We start from the raw sequence: 18797 nt of genomic DNA on the forward strand, positions 1-18797 counted from the left end.
GCGGTGATGCTCATTTCGCTGGCACGGCGACATGTATTGCGGGGAGCGGCAATGCACTTAAATACCCCGAGATGCAATTGCTGAGAGAATACGTTCCTCATCCCACTTTATGGCCAACGCGTCATCCATAGCGCCGTTGTTCAAAAATGGAGAAACATCTGTGGTTGCAGTGGCGCGGTGTCAGCGACTCACCTACACCTCTCGTTATTGACCTGTGACTATATGGTCTCGGCCGCCTGCAGCGGCTGCCAGCGATCGGGAAGACATCGGTCACGGGAGACGGGGGCGAATACGTTGGGGCGGACAGCTGAATACTCGATCAAAGGCTACGTATATCAGTTCCTTCGGTATCTTTCGGAGATCATTGCCGCGGACGTCGGCGCTCGCATAACAATCGAAGGTGCTATCGAAGACATCGACGTCCACACTGACGAATCAACCACGGCGGTTCAATGTAAATACCATGAGCAGGCGGAAAACTTCACGCTCGGGAAAATTTACAAGCCCATCCTTCTCATGGCGGAGCATTATTCTCGTAATGCGAGCACGCTGCCTGTGATCCACTACAGGCTTTTCTGCCACTTCCCAGACGCCAGGGGCTTGAGGTCTTTGACGAGGACCGAACTCGATACGGTTCTTTCCACGAAGTCAGAACCGCTCAAGAAGATCGTCGCAAGAATTGGCGCAAATGCCGATCTTGATGAGTTCCTGAGCCGCTTGACGATCGAGTTTGGACAGTCGGTCGAGGAGCTAGAGAAAAGCGTTTTAACCTCTTTAAGAGGAAAAGGTTTTTCGGCAGATGATGTTGAGGCTGTCGTATTCCCAACTGCCGTCCAGAGGATCGTCGACTTGGCGACCAAATCGTCGGTCGCTGACAGGACCGTGGACCCCGTAACTTTTATTGCCGCCCTGCGCGAAACGAAACATGTGACATTCACGCGCTGGACGCGGGAACTCTCTACACGAGGGAAGATTTTCCAAAGGCTAAGGAAAGACCTCAAGCCATCACTGAACCTTAGATCGCGACGGCGATACTTTGTTATCGATCCGACGCAGATCGTGAATTTCGACGACGAGATCGTCCGTTTCCTCCGCGCGTTCGTCGAGCGATACGAGAGTTCCTCGCTTGCTAACATTCCACCGCTATTCGCCATGCCCGCGAGCTATAATGTCGGCAGACTGGTTGCCCGGTTGCACGATGCGGGCTTGCGGTGCGCCGACGGGATGATCGGCGGAACTGAGTTTCGTATCGACAACTTCTTCCGGAAGCCCATGATTCGGAGAACACCCTTCCAGACAGAGTTCAGCCTCCATATCGCGCGACGCTCCTCCATCACGGAACTAGGGCCTGCGAGGCCCGACGAGCTTTTCCTCGTGAACGTTTCCGAGGACCCTTGGGTCCACGCCGACGTCAATGTTCACAGATTCGAAATCGAGCGCCTTTCCGACTTGGAATATGCACTCCAACTGAGGGCTGACTATGCTTGACCTGAAAGACCCGATCGGCAGCGTTACCGAAAGCTCGCCATCCCAGATTCGTATTGAAATAGCTACCGCGGCGGACTTCGAAAGGCATAAGTCCCGGCTTGGGATCGGTCAGTATTTGCTCGTGGCATCTGGAAACAACATGTATCTGCTTGCGACGATCATCGCTGTCCGGGCTTCACATGTCGATAGAAGGGGAGATGCCGACGGAAGCGCCGACACCGGGGTCTTCCGTTTCCAAATCGACACCCAGCCCATCGGCTCTCTTTCGATAGACGGCGAATTCACGCGCGGCGCTCATTCGCTCCCGGTGCCGACGGAGTTGGCTTACGTGACACCTCCAGCCGTCTTAGCTGCGGTGTTTTCGGGTCAGATTAAATCATCGTTCACACTCGGCTCCCTCAGTATCGCGCCAGACGTGAGCTTCGAAATCGACGGGGACCGATTTTTCAGTAAGCATGTGGCAATCGTGGGTTCGACGGGGTCTGGAAAGTCCTGCGCAGTCGCCAGGATTCTCCAGACGGTGGTCGGAATCGAGGGAGAGCTAAACGCTCACAAGGCGGCCCAGAAGAACGCGCACATCGTGATCTTCGACATCCACGCCGAATATGCAGCGGCGTTCAAGCTCGCGGAGACGGAGAAGTTCACGTTAAACTTGCTCGACGTGGAGACGCTCAGACTGCCCTACTGGCTGATGAACGCACAGGAATTGGAGGAGATGTTCATAGAGGGAAACGAGATCAACTCGCATAACCAGATTTCGCAGTTCAGGCACGCAGTCGTCCGGAACAAGCGCAAGCACAATAAGAGCCTATCGAAAGTTTCCTTCGACACGCCGGTCTACTTCTCGATCGACGAGGTGGTCACGTACCTCGAAAACATGAACTCCGAGGTCATCGGCAAGCTGCCAGGTGAAGGAAAGCCCAAGCTGTCAGATGACAGGCTTGTTAGCGATCGCGACGAAATCTATTTCGACAAGGTCCACCAGTTCGTCGTTTCGTCTACCGCAGGCGCCACGAAGGCTTCGAACGGTCCGTTTCACGGAGAATTCGACAGGCTCATACTACGCCTCCGGACGCGTCTAGCCGACCCGCGTCTCAGCTTCCTTTTCTATCCAGTCAAGGAAGACGGGAAAGCGCTTTCGACCGAAGACTTCGCAGATGTCGTCCGCCAATTCATTGGTTACCTCACCAAATCGAATATCTCGATCGTCGATCTCAGCGGTATTCCTTTCGAGGTCTTGAGCATCGTCGTAAGCCTCATCTCCCGAATGATCTTCGACTTCGGATTTCACTATTCAAAGAATCGCCACTCGACTGGCCATGTAAGCGATATTCCGATCATGCTCGTCTGCGAGGAAGCGCACAATTACCTGCCTCGTTCGGGAGGCGCTCAGTACGACTCTTCGAGGAAGTCCATTGAGCGCATTGCGAAGGAAGGTCGCAAGTACGGCGTGACCTTGATGGTCGTGAGCCAACGCCCCTCCGAGGTTTCGGAAACCATCTTTTCCCAGTGCAGCAACTTCATATCCCTGCGCCTGACTAACACGATTGACCAGAGCTACATCAAGTCGCTCCTGCCGGACCTGTCCGCAGGCATCGGCGAGCTGCTTCCCAACCTGAGCCAGGGAGAGTTCCTGGCGGTCGGGGACGCCCCACTTATGCCAACTGTAGGTCGTTTCGCGCTTCCCAACCCTGAGCCTCACTCCCGGAGCGTCAACTATCTGCAGGAGTGGAATGCCCAATGGCGTGAAATCAATTTCGATGAGGTCATTAATCGGTGGCGCGGAGCAGTTTAAGGACCTTCGCGCCAATTGCGGACTTCGGCCTTCTCAAAGTGAGTTAGCTACGCTTTGGGATGGACGATGGAACAAAGTGATCCCCAAATCTATCGAGGTTAGTTAGAGATTTCTCGTTACGCTTTGATCAACCAAGCGACTACTTAAACGTCGCCTAATGCCCCACGGGATGGAAATACGTGTCTAAAGTCGTCGACGATCTCAAATCCTTTCAAGCGTATGTCGCGTTACTCGATGGCGACGAAAAAGGCGAAGCCCAAGTCTTCTGTGACAGACTATTCAAAGCATTCGGTCATGAGGGATATAAAGAAGCGGGCGCTTCCCTAGAGTTTCGGATTAAAAAGAAATCTAGTAAGGGAACAAGCTTTGCCGATTTGATATGGAAACCTCGTCTTCTCCTAGAGATGAAAAAGCGAGGAGAGAAGCTTCAACTTCATTATTACCAGGCGTTCAATTATTGGCTAAACGCCGTTCCGAACAGGCCGCGCTACGTAGTCCTTTGCAATTTTGATGAATTCTGGATTTATGATTTCGACCGTCAGCTCGACGAGCCAGTTGATCGGATTGCGATCTCCGAACTTGCCGTCCGCTATACTGCCCTGAATTTCTTTTTCCCAGAAGATCGACAACCGATTTTCAATAACGACAGGGAAGCAGTATCTCGCCAGGCGGCTGACCAGACAGCGGAGCTCTTCCGCAGCTTAGTAGCAAGACCTCAGAAGCCCATTCCCCGGCATGAGGCACAGCGCTTCGTGCTCCAACTCGTGGTTGCCATGTTTGCCGAGGACATTGATATGCTTCCGGCTGGGTCAGTTACATCGATAATTCGCGATTGCCTTGAGCACGGCATGTCCTCTTATGACCTGCTTGGTGGGCTTTTCCGCCAGATGAATGACCCCAAACCGGCGAAGGGTGGCCGCTTCGTCGGCGTTCCCTATTTCAATGGCGGACTATTCGCAGAAGTCGAGGCAATCGACCTTACGCCGGGGGAGATGGCGCTTATAGGCGGTGAGGAAGGTGTGGCGACAAAAGACTGGTCGAAGGTGAATCCCGCGATCTTCGGTACGCTCTTTCAGCAAAGCATGGACGAAAAGCTCCGGCATCAGCACGGCCGCCACTTCACATCCGAGGCCGACATTCAGCGCGTCGTTGGACCCTGCATCGTTCGCCCATGGCAGGCAAGAATCGACGCAGCTAAAAACCGCCAAGAACTTTTGGCGCTACGGCGAGAACTATCAGAGTATCGCGTTCTGGACCCAGCGTGCGGAAGCGGAAATTTTCTCTATGTGGCATTCCGCGAACTGGCACGCCTCGATACTCAGCTCATGATGCGCCTGAAGTCGATGGTCAGCAGGAAAGATTTTCTGAACCAAGCGAAGTTGCTGAGTGTAGTCAGCCCACGTCAGTTTTTCGGAATGGACAATGATCCTTTCGGCGTCGAGCTTGCCAAAGTGACGCTGATGCTCGCCAAAAAGCTAGCTTTGGACGAGGCAGTGGGGACCTTTGCGGAAGGAGAGGGCGAATTTCAACGGGGAACAAAAGAGTTCGCCTTTCACAACGAGGAGGCACTACCACTCGACAATCTCGACAAGAACCTCCTTCTCGGCGATGCGCTGTTTATGGAATGGCCGGATGCCGAAGTGATCGTCGGAAACCCACCTTATCAGAGTAAGAACAAGCTTCAGGCGGAACTTGGCCCTGCATACTTACACAAGCTGAGACAGCTGCACCCGGAGGTGGATGGTCGCGCAGACTACTGCGTCTACTGGTATCGTCTGGCGCACGATCGCCTGAAGGATGGACAGCACGCGGGTTTGGTTGGGACGAACACTATTCGACAAAATTACAGCCGCCATAGCGGCCTGGACTATATCGTCGGGAACGGCGGAACGATCACTGAGGCCGTCTCAAGTATGATCTGGCCGGGTAAGGCAGTCGTTCATGTATCCATCGCCAATTGGAAAAAAGGGGACGTTCCAGGGCCGAAGCGGCTGTATATTCAAGAGGGGAATATCATTAGTTCCGGTTGGCGCTTTGCCGATTTCGACCGAATTCCCTCCTCGCTTTCATTCGCACTCGATGTCACAAAGGCGATGTCCCTTGTCACCAATACACGCGGCGGCTGCTATCAGGGGCAGACACACGGCCACGAGGGTTTCTTGGTTGCCAAGGAGACGGCAGAGGCGCTGCTGAAAAAAAAGCCCGTTTACTCGGCAGTCCTAAAGCCATTTATGATCTCCGACGACCTGATGGGCGAAGAAGGCGGAAAGCCATCCCGATACGTGATTGATTTCACCGGTCTTGAGCTACTGGAGGCGAAGGAATTCCCAGAGCTATTTTCTCAGGTTGAGAAAGGCGTTCTTCCTGATCGTATCAAGGCTGCTACAAAGGAGGCCGAGCGGAACAAAGAACTTCTGGACGACAACCCCAAGGCAAAGGTGAACCGCCACCACGAAGGCTTTCTAAAACGCTGGTGGCAAATGTCCTATGCGCGCGCAGATATGATTTCAGAGATAACCAAACTTCCACGATATATCGCTTGCGGGCGGGTCACGAAGCGCCCGATTTTCGAATTCGTCTCACCCAGCATTCGACCCAACGACGCTCTAACGGTGTTTTCACACGCGGACGACTACACGTTCGGAATTCTCCAGTCTTCAATACATTGGCTTTGGTTTGTGGAACGATGCTCCACCATCAAAAGCGATCCCCGGTATACGTCCAACACGGTCTTCGATAGTTTCCCCTGGCCTCAGGCCCCAACCAGCCGCGCCATCTCGGACGTAGCGGCAGCGAGCGTAAATCTGCGAAATGAGCGTCGCCGCCTGCTCGCCAAACATAATATCACGCTTCGCGAACTCTATAGGTCCATAGAACTCCCAGGCGATCATCCGCTGAAGGTTGCGACGGCGGCGTTGGACGACGCAGTACGGAAAGCATACGGGATGGCGAAAAAGCAAGACCCGCTGCAGTTCCTACTCGATCTCAATCTCAACTTGGCAAACCTCGAAACTAACGGCAAGGCAATCGCCTCCCCCGGTCTGCCGCCCTTCATACAGAAGCCCGGCCAATTTGTCACAGCGGACAGCATTCAACCATAGAGGCCAAACGTCAGGCCGAGGGCAGGCAGGAATATCCTGTCAATTAATGTAGCACAACGTTAGCAGGTTGTGGTTGCCGGCGGCCGCCACTTCCAGCGCCCGCTTGGCGCTTTCCTGGCCCTTGATGTCGGCCAGATCCGGCATGTTGGCGGGGCTGGCGCGCACGGCGGGCTCGGGACGCGACAGAACCTGGGTGCCGCGAAAATGATTGGCGAGCGCAATCAGGCTACGCGGTGCCAGAATGTCGATGTCCGCGCCTGCCCAGGCAGCCTCGGCGCCGCTGTCGGACGGGCAGATCAGGCCCTTGCCCAGCCCGTTGGCGCCGATGGCCGCAGGCAGTGCCCCGGAAACGGCGGCAATCGTGCCATCGAGATTGAGCTCGCCGATCACCACATAACCATCCAGCGCATCGCCGGGAATGGCGCCGAGCGCTGCCATCAGGCCGAGCGCGATGGGAAGATCGAAGTGACTGCCTTCCTTGGGAAGATCGGCCGGGGCGAGATTGATAGTCACCTTTTTGGCGGGAAGCGACAGGCCGGATGCGTGCAGTGCCGCCTGGACGCGTTCGCGGCTTTCGGCCACAGCCTTGTCCGGCAGGCCGACGATCTGGATTGTGAGCTGTATTAAAATCGCAATTTCTAAATTTATTAAACGAATGAATGTGTCTTAAAATTGCATAGCCAAATCCGGAAAAGGAGAGCCCATCCGGGCCTTATGCTACACGGCTAGATAAAGAACGCATGGAAATCATCTGGACCCTGTGACTGTAGACATCCTCTTCGAAGTAGCAGCAAAGTTTCCATCCGCACCGCTCATAAAAGCGCGTAGCATTCCTGTTGAACACTGCGACGTCCAGAATGCATGCGCCATCGAGTTCAGCATTGAACAGTAAGCTGCTACCGATCCGATTTCCACGGAAGTCCTCCCGCACAAAAAGACCATGAACTGCGCCAAAGCAATGGGAAATCGATCCAATTACGTCGCCATTCACGACGGCGATTTCCGTGCAGCTCAGAAATGCGTCAAGGTGACGTTCAACAAGATCGTCTGCTTTGAACCGCTCGATCACAACCGCCGGAACGTGCGGTGAATAGATCTCTATCCAGCATGCGTGAAGAAGCTCATGTAGCGAAGTGCGGTCTTTGCAATCTGCAGGACGAAATTGACAACCGAAGTCGGTGTTTTGCATCATGAATGCCTCCTGCAGCCCGCGTCCTTTGAGAACGTGGTCAGGTCAAGCAGACCGCATGGAAATCATCGAAGTTGCTCGAATTGTCAGCAAATGGAGGATCATATGAAACTGAAAAGTACCTTGCTGACAAATACCATTTTGAAGAAGGCGTGGACAATAATCGCTTCGGGAGCAAAAGCCTTTAGACGCATCGCTGCGAAGTAGTCCAGTTTGCAACCGGGCTTTTCCACGTCAAAAGCTATAGCAGAATTCGGGAAGGGTCGATTTGCTGTGTTATTTCACCCGCGAAATCTAGCGATTATGGCTCACGCAACAGGAATCACGCGAGCATCTCGCGACAACTGATTGAATTGGTTGGTCTTGCGCACCGTCCCCGTTTTCCACAGGTCACACACACAACATCTGGTGTTCGCAATTACGACCCAAACCAGGCCTTGACGGAATCGGTAGGGATGCCGTTAATGGTTGTGCGCGGTCGGAAACGACAACGCAAAAGAGGTCCACAAGGGACCTCTTTCAACGGTCAGCATGATCCCTTGCCGGGGACTGCTGGCTCAAACGTAGGCGCGCAACGCTCGATGAGAGAAGGGAACGTTCATGGTCTGGCACCACCAACACAGAAGATAGGTTGGGACTTCCACCAACGAATGAAAATCACTCAAGGAGTACGGGGACATTTCGTCCCCGTATGCTTTTGATAAATCCGAAACGGATTTCTGTCGAGGCATTTCGTTAAGAAACGAGGTTTTCAACACCTACGAAACGAAGAACAACTGATACTTCGGCTTCGGCTGCAATTGGCGTTTGATCCAAACCGACACGCGCAAAACGTTTACAACGATGAAGCCGATGACGGCCTCTACGGTTTTGCCAATGATAAATTCCATGATGTTCTCCTTCTAGCCATTGATGATAGCGAGGAACACCCTCGCCATGACCATATAGCAGTGAGATCAAAGTCATCAACGTGACTGCTCAACTACCTCGGCAATCGCCCGGGCTAAGGGCAGTTGAAGCGCATTCTGGATAGCAGGGGATTGGCCCCACCCTGTACGGCCCGCAGATAACAACAGCCCCTGCACATTAAACGCAACTGGAACCCTAACAGCATGCTGGTTGCGCTACGATGATGGAGCGCCGGCCTTTGCGGTGATGGTGTCTATTCGCCCGTTGAGGTTTGGTTGAAACAGAAAGACGGTCTCCCAATCAGAAAAGGGAGATCGCCAATGTCATTCACCGATATGAAGTTGCTTGCAATTCAACCTCGCACCGATCTCGATGCGGTCGGAAAGCGTCGCCTGCGTTTGACCAACCAAATCCAGAAGCAGATCGCTTTCCTCGAAAATCATGCCGTTGGAAAAAAGCGCCGAGGTGCATGGTATGTCCAACAGGCGGATGGATCGTTCATCCTCTCCGTCCGCTACGGTAAACACGATCTGGAACTCGCCAAGGGAAAATATGCGATCGGATGCCAGACGACAGCAGAGTGCATTTCCGCGTTGAAGCAAGCTCTGCTCGTCGTCTCGAAGGGTACTTTCGATGATCAGCTAGCGAAAATATCGACGCAGATCAGAGCTCGATTCAAGCCAAAGTAACCGTAAGTCTCAGGTGGGTGACCAGAGTGGTGAGCGCACGCCGCTACTCCTCTTTCGACAAGAACCAACATCAGCCACGGCCATCTCCTGGGCATCTTTTGCCCGATCTCCTCACTTGTGATCGGGCAAGTTTTGGTTTCAACCGTAAGCAGCAGCGGATTATGCAGCTTCGTTTTCAGATTCTAGTAAACTGATCCGACCGGTCAATTCCATACAAGTGAGTGCCGCCATTGCCATGATTTCTCGCTCGTTCTTGCCAGTCTTGAGGAGTTCTGGTTTCGTAGGCTTCGCAAAGATCAAAAAGTCAAAGCGATTGTTTGATACCAGTGTGATAGCTCGGCGTAGCCCATCAGGGGTTTCCAGGTCCGCGTCACAGGATGCATAAACGGTTGTTGCGCTGACCGTCCAATCACATGGCTCGGCTTCTTCTGTCATGAATAGCGCGACATTGAAGCCCTTGTCAGCGAGTAAGCAAGCTACGGACACGCATTCGTACCCATCGCCGTAGAAAGCTTCGGGCAATTTCACGGAAATCGATTTCTTTTTCGTCAATTTGTTATCCTCATGGATCGATGATTGTGATTTATCTCGAAAACACAGTGAAATACCTGCGGTATCGCCACAGATGAAGTAATATTGTGTTGTTGTTTTCGATGGTTACCCAAGGCAATACTGGCTGGCAGTAGTTAGCTGCTCTGTCGCTCGGTGCCTATTCGGTGTCCATATGCTTAAAGGAAAAATGAATTTGTTTACAAGCGGATTCGCATACTTTTTATGAATTTCTTCAAGCTCATGATTTTACCAGAGTTTCGCCATGACACGGGGCGTCATCACGCTGCTGTAAATATCTTACCCGCATCGCCCCTACATCGGGGACACAGGTTGTTGCTGCGATCGAAAGCAGCCTTGAGGGTATATTGCCAAGTCATGAGTAACGGACATATCTACCGCGTTCATGCCGAGAAACTTCGTCATATACGATGACAGACGCGTTGCGCCATTCGATCTCATCGCCATGTCATGGATTGGAGCGACGTCGATCTGGTCAAAGTCAAGCACATGCCGGGGGGCGTTTTTCATGCGCTCTATCGCGTCGTCGAACGCCTCGATCTGGCCCTTTTTACAGACCCACAGCGAATGGATGTGCAGATTTTCATTGCTGGTTGGTCGCCCGAAACGCGTTCCATTTACATCTGCAGCAGCGATCATCAACGGCTGTTGATCGCGTTTGCATGCACGGGTCCAGTTCCGACCCAATAAAGCCTGACATACCGTTTTATAAAGCCGGTCAACGTTGAAAAACTCAGGGGAAAGATCATTTTCATTGAACCGGTCGATGTTCAACAGCATTGGATCCGCTCCGACACCTGAACTTTCGTTCAGGTCAGACTTACGTCTGGCGATCATTCTTTTGTCGAATGTCAGCGTGATGAAACGAGCATTAGCTTGGAGATAGCTTTCTGCCGTCTGTCCGGGGAGCCGTTCCCCGCCAATTGACTCCTTTACTCGCTCATCGATCCATTCCGCATATGCATGTGAAGCTGTTTTTGATGCATTCATATCCCTTTCTCATCGCATAGAAATATAAAGGCTCACCTGCTGGTGGCCTTGAAGGTTGATGGAAGCTTGGTGTGCCAGTCCTGAGTAAATACGTCAGGGTGAAGCCAAAGCTGGATGATTTATTTATGGTGGTGGGTGAGGTGTGAGCTAAGTCACGCGGGCTTTATAGCACAGAAAGGGTCAAAAACCCAGAAAATTCGTATGATTAAGCTGCTTCGAACCCGGTCGATTGAGTAAGTTACTTCTTCAGCGTTGCCAAGGCATCCAACTGTTTAAGTGCAACACCAAGCACCGGCTCATCCAGCGACCATAAAACTGCAACAGCCCGCTGAATTTTCTCTCGCCGATCCGAAGACGGTTGTTCGTCGAAGCCTGAGGCCAGCAGAGCGTCTACAGGAACGTCCAGCGCACGGCTAAGGGCAACGAGGGTTTCGACGTTTGGAATGTTGACGCCGCGTTCGATCTGCGAAATGGCATCATCGGTACGAGAAATAGCTTCGGCTAAGTTCGCCTGAGTCAGCTTCCTGACTCTTCGAAGCTCCCTTACCGATGCCCCTATCTGCTTTCCCGATATCATCACACGACATTGCTTTTGCCGCCCGCAAAAGGAACCCCGACGGGATACGGCAGATGGAAATTAATCCGTATTTAACTACGGAAAATGTGGTGATTGCCGTGGAAATTGGGTATGCGTTTCTTATGGTTGTGCGTTGCCATACATATCGGCGATACACACCTCACGTTGTATCAATCAGGGGGCTACTATGCGTTTTGTAGGCAATATCATTTGGTTCGTATTCGGTGGGGCGATCATCGCGCTTGGGTGGTTGATCGGTGGCGCACTGGCGGCCTTAACTATCGTCGGGTTGCCGCTTTCACGCGCCGCGTTCGAAATGGCGAAGTTGTCAGCATTCCCATTTGGAAAGGATGTCGTTCATGTCCGCGAACTCGACGGAAAAGGGACGACAGCGGTCACGGCACTGACCGGGACGATTGGATTCATCGTCAACATCATCTGGGCATGCACTTTCGGAGTCGGTTTGTTTCTCGGCTACATGATTGCAGGTATCATTAACTGCATCTTCATCATAACGATCCCGTTCGGTCTGCAATCCTTCAAACTTGCTGGGCTTTCATTTTGGCCGGTCGGTCGCAGGGTGGTCACAAAGGAACTTGCCAACGCGGTGAGACAGCAAAACGCGGTTGAAAAGCTCGAACGTATCAGGGGCAAAAAAACAAACTTGCCCGCAGCCGTTTAACACTAAGGACCAAAATGTCCCGCAGAGGCCGTAGCATCTGCGGGTCCGCTTGCAACACACCTTTCCAACCAGGAGGTCAAAAATGAAAATCGGTCGCGCTTTTGCCATTGCGTCATTTTTTTCAGTTGCCACAGGGGCCCTTGCTGATGTGGTGACCCTTGCAGAGCTCACCGACGCTGATCGAACAATAATCAAACGTGGCTTTTCTCTCCCCGACGGGGTCTGCGCAAATGAGATCATTGATGAAGTTGAGGCATATGGCGGTTCCGAAGCGATGAAGGAATTCACTATCGATGTCGACCGTGTTCCCCTTACGATTGAAAGCAGCAGGCGAGATTTTAAACATATCTGTGAAAACGGGGTTCACACGACGATTGAAAATGGTCGTTCGACGATCACGCAAAAATACGACGAACACGGTAATCCTAAGCTGATGGAGCCGTGATCCGGTGAGTTGGAAGTGGCTGAATACAGATTAGGTGTTTCGGGGCGGAAATGCTTCCTGCAGTCCATCGCATTTCGCACCTCTGCCAGCCGCCATCGATGCAGGCGGCGGCTGACGCGGCTGGATTGAAGCTATTCGACCTCACACTTGCTTGTTCAAGGCACAGAGAACGCGTGACGCGAAACGGTAGAGCTGCGCGTTGTCAATATAAACCCTGTATGGCTGGTTTGATCTGGTTATAGCTGTGGGGGTTCATCCTAGCGACGGATAATTCAATTTTCCTGCTGCGCCCGCACGACGCCAGAAGAGCTCGTTGACGAGACTAATTTCGCCCGGTGCGTAGGTAAATGGCGAGATGCTGCGATCTGTCGCCAGCGTGATAATAAGGACGTCGCACGGATCATCGAGTATTTGTCCGGCGGCAATCTGTCCTTCAGAGTGAGATAAGTCAGCAACTATTGCTCGGCATGCGCTCGAATCCCAAGCGGCTGGGCCACCGTCGCAGGGGTGCCTTACGACAGCGATTTTTTTCCCCGCTTTGGAAGCTGCAACGGCGATGGTGTTCAGGTTTTCAAAAATGGTAGGTACAATTCTGGGCATATCATGGGTATTCATCCTTTCTGTCTCCGAATAAATGTAGGGGTGGAAGCCTTGATGGCTGCGCGCAGTTCATATCAACTCGGCTCTGCGCTCACCAAGAAAAATCGTGTTTCAAATCATAAACATGAACGATTTTTAATGTTCGCCCTGATCGCTCGATCGAGGTCTGTTAGCGGGTAGAACCACCCAATGGAGGCGCCGCCCTCCCGGCGCGGCCGAACTGTCGGCCAGCGTTCGGCGGCCAAGCTTCCCGTCAGCGTTTCGGCGTTGTGAGGGTTGAGACGGCGGTTCGACCTCACCGCCTCGCGCCGCTCCTGGAGGACGTTCATGTTTTGGATCGAAAGACACCTCCATATTGCTTGTGCGATGGGTCGCCGACCGAATAAATGAGTCTACTCCAGGCCTAGCAGTCGCAGTAGAACCCGATCTCTTTTGGGCTACGCCAAGAGGAGCAGAAACACCAACCCACGCCCTCGATGCCTTCGATTGAGACCAATCTTGGCAAAGCATTCCGTTCGCGGAAGGGCCACCTCTTGAATAAGATTGTCCTTCTTGTTCACGGCGCTTCCAGCTCGCGGCTGAGCAGTCGGGTAGGCTGGGATTACTAATGAGAAGATGGCGACAGCCTAGATGCCTGTTGATCTTGGCAATCCAACAGCTTCGCGGACGCGGTGGCGCGTTTCGTAGATACCTCTGTGCAAAAACTGACATCCATAGCGGCAAATCAGATACCGGTAGCGCGCCCGGGTTCCCTAAAGGCCATTTCGAAGTGCATATTTTTATAAACTTAACCATCGCTCATAGGGAGAGAAAAAATCGGAGGACCTCGGCTGGTTTTTGCACCTAAAACGAGAGATAACACGCCATTGCAAGAATCGAGTGTTGTGGGGAAAATATGGCGTTTAATGCCGATAAAGAGACAAAGGGTGCTTGGATTGTTCATCACTCGCGCAAGATAGCGACTGATTTAACAGCCAAGGCCGAGTTTTCTGTTTTAGACGAGACCGGGAAAGCTGCGGAGCTCTTAATGAGGCTAGGGGAAACAGGCGAGGCGAACCTAAAGAACACCGAGGTCGCGGCTATTGCCATGGCTTCGAATTTCAACGTTCGGACCGAGCTTCCCCACTTCCTGAAGTTGCTGAAAGACCGGCGCCTGATCGATACATCGAACGACGAGATCCAAGTACTCGGCGTAAACACCCGGAGCGTGCTGGGGCACGCTGCAGATATGTTTGATGACGCTGGCCCAAGCAAGATGGAAGTTGCGTCAATTGAATTAGGAGAGATCACCTCTCAGTCGCCAGTTTCGCTCGCGGATGCAAAGCAGCTTGTCGGCGACACATACAAACTGCCCACCGCAGACGTTGCCGAGTTTTTGAGACGCTCGGCTGAAGTGGGATTTGTAGACCAGGAAGGAGATGACCCTGGAAACATCTTGTTGTTCAATGGCAATCTTTTCAAGCGTGACAGCGTCGAGAAAGCAGCTCGAGTTCTGTCATCCTTGTCGTCTGCAGAGCAAACAAAGCTCACGGAGGTGACCGCGCTATTGAATTCGACAGGTTGTGTATATGCCGCCACCTGTGAAAACATCCTTGGGAATGATCTTTTTGAAAAGCTAAAGGCGGCGGGCGTGTTGGAGGTCAACACCGTGTCCAATGAACAGGGTGACCACGCATTTGTCACTCTCCCCGGAGCATTCCACAAGTTTGTTAGTCCATTGATTGATGACAGCTTTGACATGGCGAAGGCCTTGGTCTCCGCGTTATCGTACGGCATGCATCTCCGCAGAGCTCCACAAGGCCGAATTATCAGTGTCGATTGGATCCTTAATGCTCTGATAAGAGGGAGCACCATCGGACCGGCAACTGCGATCGGTGCAGATTATAGGGTATTGGAACAGAGCCGTGTGGTTCAGCTGATTCCAGCAAATAATCGTATGTTCAGAATGAAGTTGCTCAAGAAGGAAATTGGCCAACTAGCGCTCCAAGTTCTAAAACGTGGTGACGCTAATGCAGAGGCGATCAATGGGCCTCCAAGTGCGCCTATGACTGGTTACACAGGTCCAGAGCGGACCAGGGAAAGCGTTAGGATCAACCAACGAAAGCCGAGCAAGCAGCATACGCACGATATCTTGTCGGCACTTCGTGGGGGAAGGAAATTCTGATGGCAGGCAGCTTAGAAAAAGGTTACCGATTGGAAGAGCTTCTTCGAGCTTACTTCCTCCGCTCCAGTGTTTATGTTGTAAGGGGAGTTCCCCTACAATTCGACGGCGAGGATATGACGGACGTCGATCTGTGGCTGTATGAGCGTCCGACCGGTTCATCTCGTCGTCGACAGATAGTTGACGCTAAATCAAGAAATAAGCCAAAAGCAATCGAACGACTTCTTTGGACAAAAGGCCTTAAGGAGTTACTTGATGTCGATGGAGCTTATATTGCGACGACAGACAGGCGCCCGATATTAAAGGAGATGTCGAGAAGACTTGGAGTTTCCGTGCTTGATGGTGCTGACCTCGCCAGAATGGGTGAAAGTGACAAGATTCTTTTCCCCGATCGGCTGGACGAAGAAGACCTTAATAACGCTATTCGCCAAGTCGATAGAGCGCGGCGGACCAAAGACCTTCAACTAGGCTACTTGGATTTAAAGTCCGCCCTCGTCGACCAGTTTGGCGCAGGAACTGTCAACAGGGCCCTCGATCATTTTTCGAGCTTTCTATCCTTTCTCACTTCGAGCCATCCTTCAGGTGATGCTGCAGGAGTGGCGTTAAGGCTGTGCTTTTTGGCGGCCTCAATTGCCGCTGTAGCTATGGACTTTTCCTTGGCGAAAGTGTCGTTCAAATCAGGCGAAGAGCGCAAAAAAGCTCTTCTCAATGTGATCCGTTATGGCGATGAAGATGAGGCGCGGGGCTTAGCAAAGGTGCGGGTGGCGGCTGCTCTCGTTGAGCAGTACGCACCGAATGGAGGCGCGGTAGCTCGGGCGATGACAAACGCCATACGTGCGGGTTACGATAAGATCCCTGCAGAGATTATCTCTGATCACGTGCTAAACCACCTCAGAAACGAAAGTCTATTTAAGCTCGCGAGAGACCTAGAGTTTCGGGCTTTCACCAGAGAACTTGCCGGTTTTGACAGCCTCTCACTCGACGAAAAGGCGTATCTCGGTGCGCTTATTGATTTCGTTGGCGGCGACAGGAGGGCATTTGCTGGTGCGTGGCACCCTTCGCCTCCGGCAGAGCATCCAAAGTCAGCAAATGAAACTCCAATGAAAGATATAGGGCCGCTTATTTAGGTGGTGCGAAGTGTGGGAATTCTTCCAGGCCCTCGCATTGATTTTTATCCGTATTTCCTAATGCACCAAGATGTGCGGTCGAACTTCAGGACGATCGCTTCCGTAGCTACTTAACTCATTCCGACGGCTCCGCGAGAAAGCTTCTCTAGGCCCAGTTTTGAGGGGTCTGAAGGCGGCTCTCGGTAGAACTCGATTATTTAAGACTTGATTAGGAAGTCAAAGCTTATCGGTCGGATCACTGCGAGGCCCGACCGCTTTTCCATAAATGGCCGACAGAAAAGGCGTATGCGGAAATGTTATTTCTTGGAAATTCCTGGGCGGCGGGCATTCCCGCACTCCCCAAGTATTGCACGTGCCTATGGCAAACAACATCCACGTCGGAATCCGCACATTGGACTGTTAAAGCATAAACCAGGGTTTACGTTTGAAGGAAGCCAATGGAATACGTCGCTTATTACCGCGTTTCGACAAAAAGACAGGGGCGATCCGGACTGGGCTTGGAAGCTCAGCAAGCTGCTGTGAACTTGTTCCTTAAGTGTTCTGACACGATCATTGCCGAGTTTACGGAGGTCGTGGCGGGGCGAAAAGAGAATAGAGAGCAGCTCAAGAGGACCATGAAGCTCGCCAAGGCGAAATGCGTTCCGTTGCTGATCGCAAAACTTGACCGCTTCTCACGGAGTGTCAGCTTCATAGCATCAATGATGGAAAGTGGCGTTCAATTGACGATCGCCGAGATGCCAGGAGCGACGGAACTTCAGCTTCATATATTCGCAGCGTTGGCTCAGGAAGAAAGACGCTTGATTTCCGAGAAAACAAAGGCAGCACTCAGTCAAGTCCGAAAGAGGGGGACGCTGCTTGGACAGCACGGTAAGCAGCTAGCATTGATAAATCGAGATTTGGCCGATCAATTTGCAAGTTCGCTCGTCAAGCACCTTCCAAAAGACTGGCAGACATCAAGCCTTTCGATGATCGCGGGTGATCTAAATCGGAATAACGTTAAAACCAGAACTGGATAGCGATTCTTTCCGCAGACACTGAAAAACTATTTAGCGCGGATGAACATCGAATAAGCGACAGATGTGTGATGGACACTACCAAAATTTGAAGAAAGCTCAAGGTTTCAGGTCAGCACATGTACTTCAACATCAGTATTTAGTACATTCAGCATGAGTCACCCTTGGGAGGTTGGTACAATTGCATCGATCTTCACAAGAACCCGTCCCGCCAAATCCTCTCCTAGTTCTCTCTTTTCCAAGGATAGACTCAATCTCGCGAACCCGCATCCCACTGCTTCCGGCGTCGCAGCCATTATACTCTGCTTTGAAACGAACTGTCTCAGCACAGCTATTGGTTGCCTCAAACACTGTGATCCCTCCTTGGTCGTAGGTGACGCGTTTTTCGATGCTGAATTTTATACACAAGGTAGGATCCCTCACCGATTTGCACTTAGATCCATCGCTCGTTCGAAATTTCTCAGTTGGTACCGTTTTCTTTGCGTTCTGATGTGGGGTCTGTTCAGGCTCTTTTGCCGCTTCTTTCAGCTGCTGGTTTTTTACAACCGATGCATCACCCGAACGAATTGAGTTAAAATGCGCGATTGACCTTGGGTCTGAAGGATTGTTGATGTAAAAATTTATCCATCCATCGTACAGATCGGCTCCACACACGGACTGAGCTTGTGTCGATTGTCGAATTATGTTTGAGCATTTACCGCTATTGCTTTTAAAGCAAGCCAACATCTGGGCATTGATAGTATCGAATCGCACGCAACTACGGGGATTCTCGAACGGCTGTTGCGCTAGCGCTAGCGCTGGATAAAGAAATAAGCTAATTAGAAGTAACGCGAACTCCGATCTGCGAAATACGTAGAAATTCATTATTTTACTCCAGCTCAATACATATCAGGATGCTAACCTGTACGAAACGCAATGTTGCGTAAAAAAAATGGTTACATTGTTGTCTAATTGTTACTATTAAGTATAGTTCCGGTGAACTAACCGTATATTGTCTATTCATTTATATCGCGTTGCAGACATTCGGATCGTACCTCATCGAAACCTTGAAGGTAAATTTCTAGTTCACCTGGAAGTTCCGGCAAAGCAACAAGGCGATTTTTTAGCTCCAAATTGATTATCTGTACGAAAGTTAAATCATTTTTCTCTAATAGAGAATCGCTTACGCAAAGGCAATGCTCCTCCGTGCGCAGATGCGAAGTCTCATAATCTGATTTAATTTGCTTCTCGACGCTATGTTGGAAGCGTCTCACGCAAAGGCTCTCGAATTCCGTGACAGCATCGTCAATTGATGTTGCTTCGGTCGCTGTCCACCTATCGTATTGGCGGTCATCCGCATTAACCGTCGTTGCGTGGAGCAACAACGCCAGTAGATAAGCATTTTTTTGCTTACGGCCGGTCATATCGATAGCAAATAGATAAGCATTGAATACGACACGTATTTACTTCCAGGACGTAGTA

At 51.7% G+C, this 18797-nt stretch carries 16 protein-coding genes and 1 pseudogene; 9 read left to right on the top strand and 8 right to left on the bottom strand.

What is annotated here, in order from left to right:
- Positions 1-294: 294 nt before the first annotated feature.
- The 3 genes from ACP7E6_RS17765 to ACP7E6_RS17775 all read left to right on the top strand — a co-directional run bounded on the left by ACP7E6_RS17765 (position 295) and on the right by ACP7E6_RS17775 (position 6384).
- A complete protein-coding gene (locus ACP7E6_RS17765; RefSeq protein ID WP_426231057.1) occupies positions 295-1488 on the top strand; it encodes a hypothetical protein in 1194 nt (397 codons plus the stop codon).
- Positions 1481-3283, top strand: coding sequence for an ATP-binding protein (locus tag ACP7E6_RS17770; RefSeq protein ID WP_426231058.1), 1803 nt, complete (start codon positions 1481-1483; stop codon positions 3281-3283). Before ACP7E6_RS17765 ends, ACP7E6_RS17770 begins: the two co-directional genes overlap by 8 nt.
- A 179-nt stretch (positions 3284-3462) precedes the next feature.
- The gene (locus tag ACP7E6_RS17775) at positions 3463-6384 is read left to right on the top strand and encodes a DNA methyltransferase (RefSeq protein WP_426231059.1); all 2922 of its coding nucleotides are present in this window, start codon (positions 3463-3465) and stop codon (positions 6382-6384) included.
- Between the two features lie 60 nt (positions 6385-6444).
- On the opposite strand, the pseudogene ACP7E6_RS17780 reads toward ACP7E6_RS17775, so the two are convergent.
- The 3 genes and pseudogenes from ACP7E6_RS17780 to ACP7E6_RS17790 form a co-directional block, all read right to left on the bottom strand.
- Positions 6445-6996 (bottom strand): annotated as a pseudogene (locus ACP7E6_RS17780) (magnesium chelatase domain-containing protein); the annotation flags it as partial.
- 100 nt (positions 6997-7096) lie between these two features.
- Complete coding sequence (locus ACP7E6_RS17785) at positions 7097-7576, bottom strand: GNAT family N-acetyltransferase (protein ID WP_426231060.1); 480 nt, start codon at positions 7574-7576, stop codon at positions 7097-7099.
- A gap of 755 nt (positions 7577-8331) precedes the next feature.
- A complete protein-coding gene (locus ACP7E6_RS17790) occupies positions 8332-8463 on the bottom strand; it encodes a hypothetical protein (protein WP_426231061.1) in 132 nt (43 codons plus the stop codon).
- Between the two features lie 294 nt (positions 8464-8757).
- Here ACP7E6_RS17790 and ACP7E6_RS17795 point away from each other — a divergent pair, with 294 nt between their 5' ends.
- Positions 8758-9171 (top strand): hypothetical protein, encoded by a 414-nt coding sequence (locus tag ACP7E6_RS17795; RefSeq protein WP_426231062.1) that lies wholly within the window; start codon positions 8758-8760, stop codon positions 9169-9171.
- Positions 9172-9330: 159 nt separating this feature from the next.
- On the opposite strand, the gene ACP7E6_RS17800 is transcribed toward ACP7E6_RS17795, so the two are convergent.
- From ACP7E6_RS17800 to ACP7E6_RS17810, 3 genes are all read right to left on the bottom strand, one after another.
- Positions 9331-9723 carry a hypothetical protein gene (locus ACP7E6_RS17800; RefSeq protein WP_426231063.1) on the bottom strand — a complete coding sequence of 131 codons (393 nt, stop codon included), beginning with the start codon at positions 9721-9723 and terminating at the stop codon, positions 9331-9333.
- A 312-nt stretch (positions 9724-10035) separates the two neighbouring features.
- Positions 10036-10731: a hypothetical protein gene (locus tag ACP7E6_RS17805; protein WP_426231064.1), complete on the bottom strand. Its 696-nt coding sequence runs from the start codon at positions 10729-10731 to the stop codon at positions 10036-10038.
- Positions 10732-10969: 238 nt separating this feature from the next.
- On the bottom strand, positions 10970-11308 hold the full coding sequence (locus ACP7E6_RS17810) for a helix-turn-helix domain-containing protein (RefSeq protein WP_426231065.1): 339 nt from the start codon (positions 11306-11308) through the stop codon (positions 10970-10972).
- Between the two features lie 187 nt (positions 11309-11495).
- Here ACP7E6_RS17810 and ACP7E6_RS17815 point away from each other — a divergent pair, with 187 nt between their 5' ends.
- A complete protein-coding gene (locus ACP7E6_RS17815) occupies positions 11496-11990 on the top strand; it encodes a YccF family protein (RefSeq protein ID WP_426231066.1) in 495 nt (164 codons plus the stop codon).
- 82 nt (positions 11991-12072) lie between these two features.
- Positions 12073-12435: a hypothetical protein gene (locus ACP7E6_RS17820; protein WP_426231067.1), complete on the top strand. Its 363-nt coding sequence runs from the start codon at positions 12073-12075 to the stop codon at positions 12433-12435.
- 252 nt (positions 12436-12687) lie between these two features.
- On the opposite strand, the gene ACP7E6_RS17825 is transcribed toward ACP7E6_RS17820, so the two are convergent.
- A complete protein-coding gene (locus ACP7E6_RS17825) occupies positions 12688-13050 on the bottom strand; it encodes a hypothetical protein (protein WP_426231068.1) in 363 nt (120 codons plus the stop codon).
- A gap of 880 nt (positions 13051-13930) precedes the next feature.
- Between ACP7E6_RS17825 and ACP7E6_RS17830 the strand changes: the two genes are divergently transcribed.
- The 3 genes from ACP7E6_RS17830 to ACP7E6_RS17840 all read left to right on the top strand — a co-directional run bounded on the left by ACP7E6_RS17830 (position 13931) and on the right by ACP7E6_RS17840 (position 17339).
- Positions 13931-15199, top strand: a complete 1269-nt coding sequence (locus ACP7E6_RS17830; protein ID WP_426231069.1) for a hypothetical protein — start codon at positions 13931-13933, stop codon at positions 15197-15199.
- The gene (locus tag ACP7E6_RS17835) at positions 15199-16323 is read left to right on the top strand and encodes a hypothetical protein (protein ID WP_426231070.1); all 1125 of its coding nucleotides are present in this window, start codon (positions 15199-15201) and stop codon (positions 16321-16323) included. The genes ACP7E6_RS17830 and ACP7E6_RS17835 overlap by 1 nt, the downstream gene beginning before the upstream one ends.
- A gap of 437 nt (positions 16324-16760) precedes the next feature.
- Positions 16761-17339, top strand: coding sequence for a recombinase family protein (locus ACP7E6_RS17840; RefSeq protein ID WP_426231071.1), 579 nt, complete (start codon positions 16761-16763; stop codon positions 17337-17339).
- A gap of 992 nt (positions 17340-18331) precedes the next feature.
- On the opposite strand, the gene ACP7E6_RS17845 is transcribed toward ACP7E6_RS17840, so the two are convergent.
- Positions 18332-18739: a hypothetical protein gene (locus tag ACP7E6_RS17845; RefSeq protein WP_426231072.1), complete on the bottom strand. Its 408-nt coding sequence runs from the start codon at positions 18737-18739 to the stop codon at positions 18332-18334.
- Positions 18740-18797 lie beyond the last annotated feature (58 nt).

The sequence above is a fragment of the Pararhizobium sp. DWP3-4 genome (assembly GCF_049898205.1).
GTDB lineage: Bacteria > Pseudomonadota > Alphaproteobacteria > Rhizobiales > Rhizobiaceae > Pararhizobium.